General features: G+C 58.0%; 14 protein-coding genes and 3 tRNA genes. 13 read left to right on the forward strand and 4 right to left on the reverse strand.

What is annotated here, in order from left to right; translation table 11 throughout:
• Positions 1 to 3 precede the first annotated feature (3 nt).
• The gene (locus K4O48_RS07590) at positions 4 to 816 is read right to left on the reverse strand and encodes a TOBE domain-containing protein (RefSeq protein WP_222911422.1); all 813 of its coding nucleotides are present in this window, start codon (positions 814 to 816) and stop codon (positions 4 to 6) included.
• Positions 817 to 965: 149 nt separating this feature from the next.
• Between K4O48_RS07590 and K4O48_RS07595 the strand changes: the two genes are divergently transcribed.
• Positions 966 to 1,514: a glutathione peroxidase gene (locus K4O48_RS07595; RefSeq protein ID WP_222911423.1), complete on the forward strand. Its 549-nt coding sequence runs from the start codon at positions 966 to 968 to the stop codon at positions 1,512 to 1,514.
• Between the two features lie 40 nt (positions 1,515 to 1,554).
• Here the strand turns inward: K4O48_RS07595 and K4O48_RS07600 are convergent, their stop codons facing one another.
• Both K4O48_RS07600 and K4O48_RS07605 read right to left on the reverse strand, forming a co-directional pair.
• On the reverse strand, positions 1,555 to 2,841 hold the full coding sequence (locus K4O48_RS07600; protein WP_222911424.1) for an OmpP1/FadL family transporter: 1,287 nt from the start codon (positions 2,839 to 2,841) through the stop codon (positions 1,555 to 1,557).
• A gap of 151 nt (positions 2,842 to 2,992) precedes the next feature.
• Positions 2,993 to 3,862: a sulfurtransferase gene (locus K4O48_RS07605; protein WP_222911425.1), complete on the reverse strand. Its 870-nt coding sequence runs from the start codon at positions 3,860 to 3,862 to the stop codon at positions 2,993 to 2,995.
• A gap of 150 nt (positions 3,863 to 4,012) precedes the next feature.
• Here K4O48_RS07605 and rnd point away from each other — a divergent pair, with 150 nt between their 5' ends.
• The 11 genes from rnd (at position 4,013) to K4O48_RS07660 (ending at position 13,376) form a co-directional block, all read left to right on the forward strand.
• On the forward strand, positions 4,013 to 5,140 hold the full coding sequence (gene rnd / locus K4O48_RS07610; RefSeq protein WP_222911426.1) for a ribonuclease D: 1,128 nt from the start codon (positions 4,013 to 4,015) through the stop codon (positions 5,138 to 5,140).
• Entirely contained in the window at positions 5,137 to 5,430 is a 294-nt protein-coding gene (locus K4O48_RS07615) for a YcgL domain-containing protein (protein ID WP_222911427.1), read from the forward strand. Before rnd ends, K4O48_RS07615 begins: the two co-directional genes overlap by 4 nt.
• Before the next feature lie 120 nt (positions 5,431 to 5,550).
• Entirely contained in the window at positions 5,551 to 6,000 is a 450-nt protein-coding gene (locus K4O48_RS07620; protein WP_222911428.1) for a YcgN family cysteine cluster protein, read from the forward strand.
• A 51-nt stretch (positions 6,001 to 6,051) separates the two neighbouring features.
• Entirely contained in the window at positions 6,052 to 7,278 is a 1,227-nt protein-coding gene (locus K4O48_RS07625) for a hypothetical protein (RefSeq protein ID WP_222911429.1), read from the forward strand.
• Positions 7,279 to 7,336: 58 nt separating this feature from the next.
• On the forward strand, positions 7,337 to 8,341 hold the full coding sequence (ltaE, locus tag K4O48_RS07630; protein ID WP_222911430.1) for a low-specificity L-threonine aldolase: 1,005 nt from the start codon (positions 7,337 to 7,339) through the stop codon (positions 8,339 to 8,341).
• A gap of 180 nt (positions 8,342 to 8,521) precedes the next feature.
• Positions 8,522 to 11,146, forward strand: a complete 2,625-nt coding sequence (gene alaS / locus K4O48_RS07635) for an alanine--tRNA ligase (RefSeq protein ID WP_222911431.1) — start codon at positions 8,522 to 8,524, stop codon at positions 11,144 to 11,146.
• A gap of 142 nt (positions 11,147 to 11,288) precedes the next feature.
• On the forward strand, positions 11,289 to 12,524 hold the full coding sequence (locus K4O48_RS07640) for an aspartate kinase (protein ID WP_222911432.1): 1,236 nt from the start codon (positions 11,289 to 11,291) through the stop codon (positions 12,522 to 12,524).
• A 183-nt stretch (positions 12,525 to 12,707) separates the two neighbouring features.
• Entirely contained in the window at positions 12,708 to 12,893 is a 186-nt protein-coding gene (csrA, locus tag K4O48_RS07645) for a carbon storage regulator CsrA (RefSeq protein ID WP_003085981.1), read from the forward strand.
• 62 nt (positions 12,894 to 12,955) lie between these two features.
• Positions 12,956 to 13,046 (forward strand) — tRNA-Ser (locus K4O48_RS07650).
• A gap of 110 nt (positions 13,047 to 13,156) precedes the next feature.
• Positions 13,157 to 13,233, forward strand: a tRNA-Arg gene (locus tag K4O48_RS07655).
• Positions 13,234 to 13,299: 66 nt separating this feature from the next.
• Positions 13,300 to 13,376: transfer RNA gene (locus tag K4O48_RS07660), tRNA-Arg, on the forward strand.
• A gap of 48 nt (positions 13,377 to 13,424) precedes the next feature.
• Here the strand turns inward: K4O48_RS07660 and K4O48_RS07665 are convergent.
• Complete coding sequence (locus K4O48_RS07665; RefSeq protein WP_222911433.1) at positions 13,425 to 13,919, reverse strand: DUF4124 domain-containing protein; 495 nt, start codon at positions 13,917 to 13,919, stop codon at positions 13,425 to 13,427.
• Between the two features lie 312 nt (positions 13,920 to 14,231).
• Here K4O48_RS07665 and mgtE point away from each other — a divergent pair, with 312 nt between their 5' ends.
• Positions 14,232 to 15,680 (forward strand): magnesium transporter, encoded by a 1,449-nt coding sequence (gene mgtE, locus K4O48_RS07670; RefSeq protein WP_222911434.1) that lies wholly within the window; start codon positions 14,232 to 14,234, stop codon positions 15,678 to 15,680.
• Positions 15,681 to 15,814: the final 134 nt, after the last annotated feature.

Raw genomic sequence — 15,814 nt, forward strand, 5'->3', positions numbered from 1 at the left:
CGGTCAATCCACTGCGATGATCACGTGGGACGCCTTGATAAGCGCGGTGCAGGACTGACCGACCGCCAGCCCCAGCTCCTCGGCACCCTCGTTGGTGATGACGGCGCTCAGCGTGCGGTTGCTGGACAGGGCAAGCTTGACTTCGCAGCTTACGGCACCGGGGGTCAAGCCCGTAATCGTTCCTGTCAGGCGGTTGCGGGCGCTGATCTTCACGTCGGCATCGGAGGAAAGCAGGACGAAGCTGGCTTTGATCAGGGCCATCGCGACCTTCCCCGGCGCGAGCTGGAGTTCGTCGATACTGTTGTTGGTCAGGGTGGCGGTGATGGTCTGACCATCGCCAATATCCAGCGTGACGCTGCCGTTCACTGCGCCTTTCTCGATATGGATGATGTGCCCGCGAAATTGGTTGCGTGCGCTGGTTTTCATGGCGATTGCTCTGAGCAGCCTGTCGATATCCGCGAAACCGTCAATCCCCTGCGCGACGTGCACAAGAAATCGCTCATATTCGTGTTGCATCCGCTGCCATACGTGCAGCATCTCCCGGCCGAAATCCGTCAGCTGTGTACCGCCCCCCTTGGCCCCACCGGCCGCGCGCATGACCAACGGGCGTTCTGACAGGTTGTTCATCGAGTCGACCGCATCCCAGGCCGCCTTGTAGCTGAGCTTGACGGCTTTCGCCGCTCGGCTGATCGAGCCAGTCGCCTCAATCTGAGCGAGTAGCTCGATACGTTTGCCCCCTAAGTAACCCTTTTCGCCGCGGTTGAACCAGAGCTGCCCATCGAGGCGCAGTGGTTCCAGCTGATCGGCTTTGTTCATAGTCGGCTCCCGTAGAGAAGAGCATTCTGACAAGCGCTATATAGCGTTGTATATAGCGAGATCTGGGTTGAACGGCTAGGCGTTCAGCGGGCGTTGCTCACGCGACGGCGCGGGAGTAGCGTGGATGCGTTTTCGCCTGGAGTTTCGTCATGAAAATTGCCTTGCTTGCCGCGTCGCTCGGATTGGCTCTGTTGGCCGGGCCTGCCGTTGCGGAACAATGCCCTGCCTTGCTGCAACACGAGTTACCGAAGCTGCGCTCGAAAGACACCATTGATCTGTGCGAACAATTTCAGGGAAAGGCGCTGGTCGTGGTCAATACGGCGAGCTTCTGCGGGTTCGCCCCCCAATTCAAAGGCCTGGAGGCGCTTTACCAGCGATACAAGGATGACGGGCTGGCCATCCTGGGGGTGCCATCCGATGATTTTTTCCAAGAATCCGACGACGCGGCTGAAACCGCCGAGGTGTGCTACGTCAACTACGGCGTGACCTTCCCGATGGCTCAAACGCAACCGGTGCGGGGCAGCGATGCGATACCGCTGTTTAGGGAACTGGCCGAGCAGGCAGGAGGCGCACCACGGTGGAACTTCTATAAGTACGTGGTCGACCGGAACGGGAAGGTGGTGGATTATTTTTCGAGCAAGGTCGAGCCCGATGATCCAGAGCTGATCAAGGCGGTGGAACAGGCTTTAGCGAAGTAGCGGAGAGGGTGCCCCGACCGAGCGGTCGGGGCGGGGTGCATCAGAAGCGGTAGCTAAGCGCAGCACCGAAACCGTGGGCGCTGTTTTCGTAGGTGGCGTTGTAAATACCCTTGGATGGATGCTCGCGGCGCACTTTTGTTTCTTCTTCCCAAAGATAAGAGTAAGCGAGATCAACCGTAACGTCGTCGGTCGGGTTCCAGCCTAGTCCAAAGCTCACCGCAGTGCGGTCACCGGTGGGGATTCGTGGTGACCGATGCAGGTTATTCGTCGGGCTTTGATCGAAGGCCAAGCCTGTACGCAGCGTCCACTCACGGTTCAGCTTGTACGCTGTACCGATGGCATAGGACCAAGTATCGTGCCAATCTTGTTCTTCGATAATAGGATTGAGTGGGCCGGAAGGAAGACCTTCGTTGTCGATTACGATCGCTTCAAAGCGACTCCAGCGTGTCAGCATCGCGCCTGCGTATAGCGTCCATTGATCGTTGAGTTCGTGAGTTACCGAAAGGTCGATTGACTCTGGAGTGGTCAGGTCGAGGGATGCGTCGTACTTACCGGCCACACCGAGCTGATTGAATCCTTCTTTAAGTTCTGTATCGCCCTCAAGCGTGTATTCAACCTTAGATCGATATGTCAAACCCATGCGTGTTTGTGGGGTCAGTTCATACAAAATGCCGGCATTAAAACCGACCGCGGTATCGTCACCCTTTACTTTGACTCGCCCATCATTGCCACCTGGGATCGGGTTGATGGTCGCACTTTGTAGTTCGCCATCAATGCGGTTCAAGGTAGGGCCGAAGCCGATCGACAGCTTCTCGTTGAAGCGATAACTGACCGTTGGCTGGACTGTAATTACACGCACTTCGCTGTAATCGCCGTGGTAGCGCCCTTGGAAACCGCTTTCATAGTCGGCAATCAGGCCAAACGGGACGTACACCCCGACACCGATCGCCCACTTATCGTCGATCGGTTTGACGTAGTAACCCATAGGTACAGCCGTAACTGGCACCATGTCGCCATCGTTGCTACCGCCGACAGGGGCACGAAGGCCGCCTGGACCCTGTGGAGTAAAGGCAGAAGTATCTTTTATATCCGTCTTGGCACTGATCGCAGCCATGCCAAAGCTAACTTCCTCACGCTTCAGGCGCGACATGCCCGCCGGGTTTCCGAACAGCGTGGTGGCGTCGTCGGCAGAAGAGGAGCGACCTGCGAATGAGGTGCCCATGCCGCTGATGCTTTGCTCATTGAGCGCGAAGCCAGCGGACATCGCCTGAGTGGAAAGGGCGCCTACGGCTATTGCAATGGCGGTCTTCAACCAAGTTGTTTTCATTGTTGTACTCCAAGGGAAAAAGCGGCTCGGACCCTATCAAGCTTCCCCGATCGCTCGCAATTGAAAGAGTGCAAAGTTTCGTAAATAACGACGATCGGCAGCGATTAACTGGAAAACTGCCAATAAAACCGTCTAGCCTGAACCTGACCGTTTAGTCACGTAGTTGTGCCTTGCTTGAAGTGATAGGCCTGTCAGGGTCGGTAATCCACTCGCTCCAGGAGCCTGGATAAAGCTTGGGGATCGGGTGCCCCGCTAGGCACAGCGCAAACAGGTTATGGCACGCCGTGACGCCGGACCCGCAATAGGCGACCAGAGTGTCGGGTGATCGTCCCGCCAATTGCTGATCGAACCGAGCGCGCAGCTGCGACGAGGAGAGAAAGCGCCCGGTCGCGTCGAGGTTTTCAGTAAACGGCACGCAGCGAGCACCGGGGATATGCCCGGCTACTGGATCGATAGGCTCCTGCTCACCGAGAAAACGAGGCAGAGCGCGGGCGTCCAGAAGGGTCAGATCAGGTTTATTCAGATGGGCCAGCAACTGCTGCGCGTTAATTACCAGGCTGTCATCGGGCGTGCCTTCGAATGTGCCTGGCGGAATGCTGGCCTGTTCACCGGATACACCCCCGGCGGCGTCCAGCCAGGCCCTGAAGCCGCCGTCCAGCAGATACACGCCGCTGCGCTTACCGAGCCATGCCAATAACCACCATCCTCTTGCCGCAAATGCGCCGGGGCCATCGTCGTAAAGCACCACCTCGCTGTCGTTGTTCAGGCCCGCCCCGCGAAAGCGCTCAATCAGCTGCTCCGGCTGCGGAAGCGGGTGTCGGCCGGTTTGGCCCGGTATCACCGGTCCTGACAAATCTTTCTCCAAGTCGAGGAAAGCGGCGCCGGGAATATGCGCCTCTTCGTAGCTGCGTCTGCCATATGCCGGATCGTCCAGCGAAAACCGACAATCCAGAATGCGAAGGGTTGGCTCTGTCAGGCGTGCCTTCAGTTGGGTGGCGTTTATCAGTTGGGCGATTGGCATGGCGGGGCTCCGTTCGAGGTGGCGCGCGTGACAGTATCACGCCGGTTTGACGCTGCGGATGAAGGCGCTGCGAATCGGGAGGCACGATATATACTGCGCGCCTCTTCGCCCGCGTGCCGGTCGGAATACCGAACAACTAAGGAGGGCCTAGTGGCCATCGAAACTCAATGGGTGCTGGATGATGGGCATCTGGCCCGCCTTTGTGCCGAGTGGCGCCAGCTGCCTTATGTAGCGGTGGATACCGAGTTCATGCGGGTCGATACCTTTTATCCGATTGCCGCTTTGCTTCAGGTGGGTGACGGGCGTTGCGCCTATTTGATCGACCCTCTGCTGATCACTGACTGGAGTGCGTTTGCAGGCCTGCTGGAAGACCCTGCTGTGGTTAAAGTCCTGCACGCATGCAGCGAGGATCTGGAAGTGCTCTGGCGCTTGACGGGCAGTCTGCCGATCCCTTTGTTCGATACGCAGCTTGCGGCGGGCTACCTGAACATCGGTTTCTCCATGGGCTACTCACGCTTGGTGCAGAGCGTTCTGAACATCGAGCTGCCCAAAGGCGAGACGCGCTCCGACTGGCTCCAGCGTCCGCTAAGCGACATGCAGGTGCGCTATGCGGCTGAGGATGCGCAGCATCTGGCCGAGCTGTACGAGGCATTGCTGCCAAAGCTGTCCGACGAGAAACGCGCCTGGGTTCTGGAGGATGGTGCAGAACTGGTCGTTAACCTGCAGCGCGAAACCGACCCTGATGAAGCCTATCGAGAAGTCAAACAGGCCTGGCGTCTGAAGCCGAAACAGCTCGCCGTGCTGCGTGTATTGGCCGCTTGGCGCGAGCGTCAGGCGCGGATGCGCAATCAGCCCCGCAATCGTGTTCTGCGAGAACATAGCCTATGGCCGCTCGCCCGTACCCAGCCAACCGATCTGGTCAGCCTGGCGCGCATTGACGATATGCATCCGCGCACCGTGCGGCAGGATGGCGAAACCTTGCTTGAGCTCATTCGCAGCGCCGCGGCCACGCCTGAGCAGGATTGGCCTGAGCCCTTGCCTGAGCCGTTACCGCTGGAAGCGTCGGGGCTGTTGAAGAAATTGCGCGCGGTGGGGCAGCGTGAGGCCGAGGCTCTCGAGATTTCTTCGGAGCTGATGCTGCGTAAGAAGGTGCTTGAAGCCTTGCTGAAAACTGGATATCCGGACGGTCCTTATGAATTGCCCGATTCGCTGCGCGGCTGGCGTCGTGAGCGGATGGGGCAAGCGCTCCTCGATGTGCTGTCGGAAGAGAAACCATGAAACGTATTTGCTCCATCTATAGAAGCCCGCGCAAGCCTGGAATGTATTTGTACGTCGAACGCAGCGAGGCGTTAGCGCGTGTTCCCGAAGCGCTGCTCGCGGCCTTCGGCCCGCCGCAGCTCGCCTTCGATATGGTGCTTACGCCCGAGCGAAAGCTGGCGCGGGAGGACATCACCACCGTGCTCGAGAACTTGGAGAAGCAGGGGTATCACTTACAGATGCCGCCCCCCGAGGACGACTATATCGAGCATCTTCCAGAAGAGTTGTTGCGCCGCAACGATCCGATGTGACGTCTCAACGGGCGTACCGCCGGTCGCCCATCAGCCCGCCAAGCGACTGGGCACGCGGCCACGCTTGGCCGCGTGCGTGGCAGTGGCTAGACTCGCATCTTTATCTGAGACGCTCTGTTCATGGCAGCTAAAGTCGAACCCTTCTGGAAGCGCAAAACCCTTGCTGAGCTTGACTCAAACGAGTGGGAATCGCTGTGTGACGGTTGCGGGCTTTGCTGTCTGCAGAAGCTTGAGGATGAAGAGGACGGCAGCGTCTATTACACGCGCATCGCCTGCAAATTGCTTGATCTCAAGACCTGTCGTTGCAGCGACTATCCCAACCGGCGGGCCAGTGTGCCCGACTGCGTTCAGCTGACCGCAGCGGATGCCGCACAATTCAAATGGCTACCGCCTACCTGTGGTTACCGCCTCGTCGCGGAGCGAAAGGACCTGCCACTTTGGCATCACCTTGTGTGTGGTGACGTGGATGCGGTGCATGCCGAAGGCATATCGCAGTCAGGCCGAATGCTTGCCGAGGGCTCCGTCGCGGACGAAGACTGGGAAGACCATTTGATTTTTCGGGCCGGTTGAATCTACCTCCGGCCGTGCCGTCTTAGCACTGAACCTATCTGGAGCCGCTCGATGTCCCTCCGTCAGTTACCGCTGCTAGCCGTCCTATTGCTGCTCTTCGTTGCGCCGGCCTATGCGGCCAAGCGAGTCGATCTGGACTTCAATGTCAAATTCGTTCCCGACCAGGACACTGCCGAAGTCGAGCTGCTGCTCGAGGATGGCAGCGTTGTTCGGTACCTTGATTTCAAGCTCGGCGACGAGGGGATTTATAGCGATTTCCAAGCGGACGGCGAGGGCACTTGGCAACAAGAGAATGGTCGCGGTGTCTGGCGGCCCGCTCCTGGTAAGGCGCGGTTGAGCTACCGGGTGAAAGTCAGTCACCAGCGCAAAAGCGGCCGCTTCGATGCACGTATGACAGATGACTGGGCACTGCTTCGTGGTGACGATCTGGTCCCAAGCGGTCGCCTTGATCAACAGGACGGGGTCAGGCTGATCTCACGCCTGAAGGTTGAGCTGCCCGAGGGCTGGAAGAGTGTTGAGACGGGGTGGCCCCGCATCGGTAAGAACCGCTTCCGCATCGACAATCGCGAACGTCTTTTCGATCGTCCAACCGGCTGGATCCTGGCTGGCAAACTTGGTAGTCGCAGAGCCAAGCTGGGGGAGACCGATGTTACGGTGGCGGCGCCGGTGGGCGAAGGGGTGCGGCGGATGGATGTGCTGACAATGCTGACCTTCGTCTGGCCGGAAATACAGAACGTATTCCCGCGGGACCCAAAGAAGCTGCTGATCGTCGGTGCGGGCGATCCGATGTGGCGGGGTGGCCTGTCCGGCCCGAACTCCTTGTTCATGCACGCCGATCGGCCCCTCGTCAGTGAGAACGGCACCAGTTCACTGGTTCACGAGCTTGTCCACGTATTCAGCCGAATTACCGACGCTGATCGCAGCGACTGGATTAGCGAAGGGCTGGCTGAATATTACGCAATCGAGCTGGTAAGGCGTGCCGGAGGCATGAGCGAAGATCGCTATCAGCGGGTGCGTGAAGACCTGACCAAATGGAGCCGCAAGGTCGACAGTCTGCGCACCGAGCATTCCACCGGGCCCATTACGGCCAGGGCGGTATTGCTACTGCAGGAGCTCGATCGCGAAATCCGCCAGCGCAGCAAAGGTCGCCATTCCCTGGACGATGTTGCCCGCGGTCTGATGCGTCTCGACAAAGTCACCACTGATGATTTCATCAATATCACCGAAACCATGCTGGACGGCGGATCGGCGGTACTGGATACCCGTTTGCTGCGCTAACCCGAGTGCATCAAGGCAGACGCGCGCGCACCAACGTTTTATGTCCAAAGGAATCACCATGAGCCTCATTGATCTTCGCAGTGATACGGTCACCCAGCCCACGGTCGGAATGCGCGATGCCATGCTGAGTGCGCTTACCGGCGATGACGTTTACGGTGAAGATCCGACGGTCCGGCAGCTGGAGCAGACCCTCGCCACTCGGTTGGGTATGCACGCCGGATTGTTCGTTCCCAGCGGCACGATGAGCAATTTGCTCGCGCTTATGTCGCACTGCGAACGAGGCGATGAGTACATCACTGGCCAGCTGGCTCACACCTATAAATATGAGGCCGGCGGGGCTGCGGTGCTGGGCTCGATCCAGCCGCAGCCGGTCGAGATGGAAAGTGATGGCACGCTGGATCTGGATCGGGTCGCGGCGGCGATCAAGCCAGACGATTTCCACTTCGCCCGCACCCGGTTGCTGGCGCTGGAAAACACCATGCACGGTAAAGTCCTGCCACTTGAATACCTGGCCGAGGCAAGGGCCTTCACGCGAGAAAGGGGGCTTGCACTGCATCTCGACGGTGCGCGGTTATTCAATGCTGTGGTGAAGCTGGGCTGCACAGCCGGCGACATCAGTCGTCATTTCGACTCGGTATCGGTATGCCTGTCGAAAGGGCTGGGGGCGCCGGTTGGTTCGGTGCTTTGTGGTGACGAAGCGCTTATCGGCAGGGCGCGGCGGTTGCGCAAGATGGTCGGGGGCGGCATGCGTCAGGCTGGTGTCCTGGCTGCCGGCGGGCTCTATGCGCTGGATCACCATGTGCAACGCTTGGCCGACGACCACCAGCGAGCTTATGAAATCGCGCAAGGCCTAGAGGCGCTTGGCTACACCGTCGAGCCGGTGCAGACCAACATGGTCTACGTGGACATTGGTGATCGTGCAACCGCACTGAAGGCGTTTTGCGCGCAGCGAGGCATTATCCTGACCGCGGCGCCGCGGTTGAGGATGGTGACGCACCTTGATATCCGCCCCGATCACGTAGAGCCGGTCCTAGAGACCTTCGCTGCGTTCGCCAGGTCGTAGGGTCGAATCGCTATCCAATAGCTTGTTTCAATCGTATTTCTCCTCTATGCGCGCGGCGTAGGGCCGATATAATGCGGCCCTTTGCCGGCTATCTGTTTGGATAGTTGCGAACCGGCTCCGGGCGCTGCTTCGCCGTGTCGTTTTTGCAGCCGTTTGGCCGCTGTCTTCTGGAAGAAATCTATGAAAAGCGCAGAAATCCGTGAAGCCTTCCTCCGCTTCTTCGAAGAGAAGGGCCACACGCGTGTGGCCTCAAGTTCGCTGATTCCGGCGAACGACCCGACCCTTCTGTTCACCAACGCCGGCATGAATCAGTTCAAGGACTGCTTCCTCGGCCTGGAAAAGCGCGCGTACACACGCGCTACCACCAGTCAGAAGTGCGTGCGTGCCGGCGGCAAGCATAATGATTTGGAGAACGTCGGTTACACGGCGCGGCATCACACTTTCTTCGAGATGCTCGGCAATTTTAGTTTTGGCGACTATTTCAAGCGCGACGCGATCACCTACGCGTGGGAATTTTTGACTTCGGAGCAGTGGCTGAACCTACCCAAGGAAAAGCTCTGGGTTACCGTGTATGCCAGCGATGATGAGGCGTACGACATCTGGACCAAAGAGGTCGGCGTGCCGGCCGAGCGCATGGTCCGCATTGGCGATAACAAGGGCGCACCCTATGCGTCGGATAACTTCTGGGCGATGGGTGATACCGGGCCTTGCGGTCCCTGTACGGAAATCTTCTTCGACCATGGCGACCATATCTGGGGCGGCCCACCTGGTTCGCCAGAGGAAGACGGTGATCGTTACATTGAAATCTGGAACAACGTCTTCATGCAGTTCAACCGGACAGCCGATGGCGTGATGCACCCGCTGCCGGCGCCGAGCGTTGATACCGGCATGGGCCTGGAGCGCATCAGCGCCGTGCTGCAGCACGTCAATTCCAATTACGAGATCGACCTCTTCCAGAGTCTGCTGAACGCCTCCGCCCAGGCGATCGGATGCAGCAATGACGGGCAGGCGTCGTTGAAAGTTGTGGCCGACCACATTCGGTCATGCGGCTTCCTCATCGCTGATGGTGTGACGCCCTCAAACGAGGGACGCGGCTATGTGCTGCGCCGGATCGTCCGTCGGGCCTGTCGTCACGGCAACAAGCTGGGCGCGAAGGGCAGCTTCTTTCACAAGATTGTCGGCGCGCTGGTTGCCGAGATGGGCGATGCCTTCACTGAGTTGAAGACTCAGCAGGCACACATCGAACGCGTGCTGAAGACCGAAGAAGAGCAGTTTGCCAAGACGCTCGAACAGGGTCTGAAGATTCTTGAGCAGGACCTCGCCGACCTGCAGGGTGGCGTCATTCCTGGTGAGTTGATTTTCAAGCTTTACGATACCTATGGATTCCCCGTCGACCTCACCGGCGACATCGCGCGGGAACGTGAGCTGACGCTGGATGAAGAAGGCTTCGAACGCGAGATGGAGGCGCAGCGCGAACGCGCGCGCTCTGCCAGCGCGTTCGGTATGGATTACAACAGCTTGGTCAAAGTCGAGGGCGAGACACGTTTTACCGGTTATCTCGGAACGTCTGGCACCGGCAAGGTGCTGGCGCTGTTTAAGGAAGGGATGTCGGTGCAGAGCTTGTCGGCAGGCGAGGAGGGTGTGGTCGTTCTGGACGAGACGCCGTTTTATGCCGAGTCGGGTGGGCAGATCGGCGATTGCGGATACCTTTCAGCGCAAGACTTGCGTTTCGACGTGCGGGACACCAGCAAAGCCGGAGGCGCATTCCTTCACCACGGCATCCTCGACAGCGGCAGTCTGCAGGTTGGCGCGACCGTCGAAGCAACCGTCGACGCGTCAGTGCGTCAGTCCACAGCGCTGAACCACTCCGCGACGCATCTACTGCACGCGGCGTTGCGCCAGATCCTCGGAGAACATGTCAGCCAAAAAGGCTCGCTGGTAGACAGTCAGCGCCTACGCTTCGACTTCAGCCATTTCGAGGCGATCAAGCCCGAGCAGTTGAAGGCGCTGGAAGACAAGGTTAACGCCGAGATTCGCAGCAACACGGCGGTGGAAATCGAGGAAACCGACATCGAAACGGCCAAGAGCAAAGGTGCAATGGCTCTGTTTGGCGAGAAGTATGGCGACCAGGTTCGCGTACTGACGATGGGTGGTGGCTTTTCCGTGGAGTTGTGTGGTGGCACTCACGTCAAGCGTACCGGCGATATTGGGCTGTTCAAAATCTTCAGTGAAGGCGGCGTAGCCGCCGGTGTGCGGCGTATCGAGGCGGTCACGGGTGAGCAAGCGCTGGCCTATCTGAACAGCGCCGAGGAGCAGCTGAAGGAAGCCGCCGCGCTGGTCAAAGGCAGTCGCGACAATCTGCTGGACAAGCTGGGGGCAATGCTGGAACGCAATCGCCAGTTGGAAAAAGAGCTGGAGCAGCTCAAGGCAAAAGCGGCGAGCGCTACCGGCAACGACCTTGCTGGCTCTGCTGTAGAGGTGAAAGGCGTGAAGACCCTGGCGGCGCGAGTAGATGGCCTGGACGGCAAGGCACTGCTGGCATTGGTCGATCAGTTGAAAAACAAGCTCGGCAGTGCGGTTATTTTGCTAGGCGGTGTGCAGGACGAAAAAGTCGTGCTGGTGGCTGGCGTGACGCAAGATCTCACGGGGCGTATCAAAGCCGGTGATCTGATGAAGCAGGCCGCTGCGGTTGTAGGTGGCAAGGGTGGCGGCCGTCCGGACATGGCTCAGGGTGGCGGAAGCGATGCGAGTCAACTCGACGCGGCGTTGGCCCTTGCTCAGGAGTTCGTCGAGCAAGCCATGTAGCAGGGCGGCGTAAATCCGCCCGAAATCAGCAATGTTGCGTATCACAACGTATCGCGATCGGGGCAGGCCGCTGGTCGAGTGCATGGTGGTGCTTGGGTTGATTGTTTAATGAGCGCCCACGAAGGGCTTAGGCGGCTATGAGATGGCTTTGATCGTACAGAAGTTTGGTGGTACCTCGGTTGGCTCCGTCGAGCGCATCGAGCAGGTGGCGGCGAAAGTCAAAAAATTTCGCGATAACGGCGACGACATCGTAGTAGTGGTCTCCGCGATGAGCGGCGAAACCAATCGCCTGATTGATCTGGCCAAGCAGATCAGCGACCAGCCGGTGGCTCGTGAGCTGGATGTAATGGTGTCAACCGGTGAGCAGGTCACCATCGCTCTGCTGGCCATGGCTCTAATCAAGATTGGCGTGCCGGCGGTGTCCTATACAGGCGGTCAGGTAAGGATTCTCACCGACAGTGCTCACACCAAGGCGCGCATCCTTCAAATCGACTCCCAACAGATCCACAAGGAACTGAAGGCCGGGCGCGTCGTGGTGGTTGCCGGTTTCCAGGGCGTTGACGAAGCCGGCAATATCACGACTCTCGGGCGAGGCGGCTCGGATACCACCGGTGTGGCGCTTGCAGCTGCGTTGAAGGCTGATGAGTGTCAGATCTATACGGACGTCGACGGCGTCTACACGACCGATCCGCGTGTTGTGGCCAAGGCTCAACGCCTCGATAAGATCACCTTTGAGGAAATGCTCGAGATGGCGAGTCTCGGCTCCAAAGTACTGCAGATCCGTGCAGTCGAGTTCGCCGGCAAATACAGCGTGCCGCTGCGCGTGTTGCACAGCTTTCAGGAGGGTCCTGGAACCCTCATTACCCTTGATGAAGAGGAATCCATGGAACAGCCCATCATTTCCGGCATCGCCTTCAACCGTGACGAAGCCAAGCTGACCATTCGTGGTGTGCCGGATACGCCCGGGGTGGCTTTCAAGATTCTCGGCCCGATCAGCTCGGCGAACGTCGAGGTCGATATGATCGTGCAGAACGTTGCGCACGATAACACCACGGATTTTACCTTCACCGTTCACCGCAACGACTACCATAACGCGCTGCAGGTGCTTGAAGGCATTGCGCGAGACATGGGCGCCCGGGAAGTGATTGGCGACGTGGATATTGCCAAAGTGTCGATCGTCGGCGTTGGCATGCGTTCTCACGCGGGTGTCGCAAGTCGCATGTTCGAGGCGCTGGCGAAGGAAAATATCAACATTCAGATGATCTCTACCTCCGAAATCAAGGTCTCGGTGGTAATCGAGGAGAAGTACCTCGAGTTGGCCGTGAGGGCGTTGCACACCGCTTTCGAGCTTGACGCGCCGGCCGGAAAAGGAGACTGATGCAGAAGAATTGCGATTAATTCGCACCTTCTGTCGATTAAGATGGAATAAAAGGAACTTTAGAGTCGCTCTTACTGGTCAATAGCTGGTGAATGGCTCTAGGGTCGAGGTCTCACGGAATATTATCCGCTTTTATCTTTGCAGACTGCTTACTGAAATGAATCCGTTTTTAAGGAGAAAGGAATGCTGATTCTGACTCGCCGGGTCGGAGAGACCCTGATGGTGGGTGACGATGTGACTGTCACTGTGCTGGGTGTCAAAGGAAATCAAGTGCGCATAGGAGTGAATGCACCCAAAGAGGTAGCGGTGCATCGCGAGGAGATTTACCAACGGATCCAGAAAGAGAAAGACCAAGAACCAAACCATTAATATTTATGTGATTTTTGGCTTTGCAAGCGGGGTAAAGATGGGTATTATGCGCCCCGTGTTGCGGAGAGGTGGCCGAGTGGCCGAAGGCGCTCCCCTGCTAAGGGAGTACATCTCAAAAGGGTGTCGGGGGTTCGAATCCCCCCCTCTCCGCCATTTTGCATCGTAGGTTGTGAGTCGGTTTTAGCGGTTCGATTTTGATGTGAATTCATTGAATCAAAGAGCTTGACCAGCAAAATCACAAACATATAATGCGCACCCTCAGTGCACTCATAGCTCAGCTGGATAGAGTACTCGGCTACGAACCGAGCGGTCGGAGGTTCGAATCCTCCTGAGTGCACCATACGTTACGAATCGTGATACGGTTCGATGTTGTAACCAGCGGTGATCTGGTTTATCAAGCGCTTATGCACTCATAGCTCAGCTGGATAGAGTACTCGGCTACGAACCGAGCGGTCGGAGGTTCGAATCCTCCTGAGTGCACCAAATAAAAAGGGCCTGCAGCAATGCAGGCCCTTTTTTCGTTAAGCGGTTTCAGCGCTTACCGCGCGTGCAGCCATGCTCATCGAAATTGATGGTTCTAGTCCGGCCGTTATCGCTGACATAGCGATACTGAACCTGTCCGTTACGGCTGGTTACGGCATCGGGTGTGCCGAACGCGCTATCAATGTCGGCGCGGGTCATGCCAGGCAGGATTCGCTTGCCGATCATCGCACTGCGCCTCGCATTGCCGGTTAAGCGATTGCCACAGCCATCGTCCTGCTCACCAACAATCGTAAGTTGTCTTGCTGTTGCTTGTTTATGGCGTCCGTTGCGCTGTGCTCTTGGCGTGGCCAGAGGAACCGCTTTGCCCGAACTTGGCGTTGGGTTCCGTGCGTCTTGGATCTGCGCGGTCTGGCTCGTCGGACAGCCCTGCCGCGTGAAGGTGATATGGCCGGTTTCGTCGGCGCAGCGATAAATGTTTGCGGCAAATGCTGGGGTACCGATGAATAGCAGCGCGCAACAGCTGGCAGCGATGGCTTTGTTCATTTTGTCGTCCTCCTTGACGATGGTCGGGTGAGACTAGCCAATAATCTCTGGTTTCGCTTCCGTGCCTTCTCGCAACGTGAATGCGTCGACATTGATACGGGCCAACTCAACAGGCAGTCGCAACCGGTTGTATTGGCTGCATTTGATGGTTGGGCTCAGTGACGGCGATGGTATTATGCGAGGTCCGCCCCTTTGGGCCTCTGGATCCGTCTCATGGATTTGCCCAGTAGTCGTATAAACCTTTCACTATCCAATCACGTATCGAATGATTGATCCCCTGGCGCGCTCCGTCCGCTGGGGGTGGAGTGCGCCATGACTGAAGTAGAAGCTAAAAAGCCGCAGGAAAGTCTCCAGGATCGTCTGGCGCAAGTCGTCGAGCTGCTTAATCGCCACCGGATTGTTGAAGATCTGGCCCACCGCCAGTCGCAGGAAAACCAGCATCAGGATGTGGTTGAGAATCTGGTACATCGCCAGAATCTCGTAGAGCTGCAGCGCAAGCTGGAGGCGCTGCACCCGGCTGATATCGCCCATATCCTTGAGGCGCTGCCGCTCGATGACCGTCTGACCGTCTGGCAGCTGGTCAAGTCGGATCGCGACGGCGACATCCTGCTTGAGGTCTCCGACGCGGTTCGCGAGACGCTGATCGCCGACATGGACGATCACGAGCTGCTGGCGGCGGCCAAGGAAATGGATGCCGACGAGCTGGCGGATCTGGCTGCCGAGCTGCCCCGCGACGTCGTGCATGAGCTAATGGAAACGCTCGATGCGCAGCAGCGTGAGCGTGTCCGATCGGCGCTTTCCTACGAAGAGGATCAGGTCGGTGCGCTGATGGACTTCGAGATGGTCACGATTCGTGAGGACGTAAGCCTCGAAGTAGTGCTTCGCTACCTGCGGCGCCTGAAGGAGCTGCCTGGACACACCGATAAGTTGTTCGTGGTCGATTACGACGGCGTGCTGAAAGGCGTTCTGCCGATCAAGCGGTTGTTGGTCAACGACCCCGAGCGGTATGTGGCTGAGGTGATGGCCAGCGACCCGGTGACCTTTCATCCAGACGAGGATGCATACGAGGCGGCGCAGGCATTTGAGCGTTACGACTTGGTTTCAACCCCTGTTGTCGACAAAGGTGGCAAGCTCATCGGGCGCCTGACTATCGATCAGATGGTCGATCTGATCCGGGAAGAAAGTGAAAGCGAAGTACTGAACATGGCGGGTTTGCGCGAAGAAGAAGATATCTTCGCGTCGGTTTGGAAGTCGCTGCGTAACCGCTGGGCCTGGCTTGCCCTTAATCTAGTCACTGCCTTTATTGCCTCCCGTGTAATTGGCCTTTTTGATGGTTCGATCGAAAAATTGGTAGCGTTAGCCGCATTGATGCCAATAGTGGCCGGTATCGGCGGTAATTCGGGCAATCAGACGATCACGATGATCGTCAGAGCCATGGCGTTAGATCAGATGGGCACCGGTAATAGTGCTCGCTTGCTGCGTAAGGAGGTCGGCGTCGGCATGCTGAATGGTCTGATATGGGGTGGCGTCATCGGTATGGTCGTCTATTGGCTATACGGCAGCTGGTCGCTTGGGGTGGTGATGACTGCGGCGATGACGCTCAACCTATTGCTCGCCGCCTTGATGGGGGTCCTGATCCCCGTAACTCTGGCACGTATGGGTAGAGACCCAGCGCTAGGGGCCAGCGTCATGATCACGGCAGTTACCGACAGCGGTGGATTCTTCATTTTCCTCGGGCTCGCGACCCTTTTTCTCCTCTGATCCCTTCCATCTGCGGCGACTTGGCGTTTGCCTTGTTACTGTTTTTCGGGCTACTGTTCGGAGGTTTCGCCTCGGCGAGGCCTCTTTTTACAGTGCGAATAACAGGCGGCCCGAGCTGCTGATTGAAAGGGAAT

Origin of the sequence: Pseudomonas sp. DNDY-54 (assembly GCF_019880365.1) — a bacterium.
GTDB classification, from domain to species: Bacteria; Pseudomonadota; Gammaproteobacteria; order Pseudomonadales; family Pseudomonadaceae; genus Stutzerimonas; species Stutzerimonas stutzeri_P.

Bases quoted from the DNA above. Each gene is read 5' to 3' on its own strand.
- alaS (WP_222911431.1), top strand. From the start codon at position 8,522: ATGAAAAGCGCAGAAATCCGTGAAGCCTTCCTCCGCTTCTTCGAAGAG.
- K4O48_RS07640 (WP_222911432.1), top strand. From the start codon at position 11,289: ATGGCTTTGATCGTACAGAAGTTTGGTGGTACCTCGGTTGGCTCCGTC.
- K4O48_RS07590 (WP_222911422.1), bottom strand. From the start codon at position 816: ATGAACAAAGCCGATCAGCTGGAACCACTGCGCCTCGATGGGCAGCTC.
- K4O48_RS07595 (WP_222911423.1), top strand. From the start codon at position 966: ATGAAAATTGCCTTGCTTGCCGCGTCGCTCGGATTGGCTCTGTTGGCC.
- K4O48_RS07605 (WP_222911425.1), bottom strand. From the start codon at position 3,862: ATGCCAATCGCCCAACTGATAAACGCCACCCAACTGAAGGCACGCCTG.
- K4O48_RS07615 (WP_222911427.1), top strand. From the start codon at position 5,137: ATGAAACGTATTTGCTCCATCTATAGAAGCCCGCGCAAGCCTGGAATG.
- csrA (WP_003085981.1), top strand. From the start codon at position 12,708: ATGCTGATTCTGACTCGCCGGGTCGGAGAGACCCTGATGGTGGGTGAC.
- K4O48_RS07620 (WP_222911428.1), top strand. From the start codon at position 5,551: ATGGCAGCTAAAGTCGAACCCTTCTGGAAGCGCAAAACCCTTGCTGAG.
- mgtE (WP_222911434.1), top strand. From the start codon at position 14,232: ATGACTGAAGTAGAAGCTAAAAAGCCGCAGGAAAGTCTCCAGGATCGT.
- K4O48_RS07665 (WP_222911433.1), bottom strand. From the start codon at position 13,919: ATGAACAAAGCCATCGCTGCCAGCTGTTGCGCGCTGCTATTCATCGGT.
- ltaE (WP_222911430.1), top strand. From the start codon at position 7,337: ATGAGCCTCATTGATCTTCGCAGTGATACGGTCACCCAGCCCACGGTC.
- K4O48_RS07625 (WP_222911429.1), top strand. From the start codon at position 6,052: ATGTCCCTCCGTCAGTTACCGCTGCTAGCCGTCCTATTGCTGCTCTTC.
- K4O48_RS07600 (WP_222911424.1), bottom strand. From the start codon at position 2,841: ATGAAAACAACTTGGTTGAAGACCGCCATTGCAATAGCCGTAGGCGCC.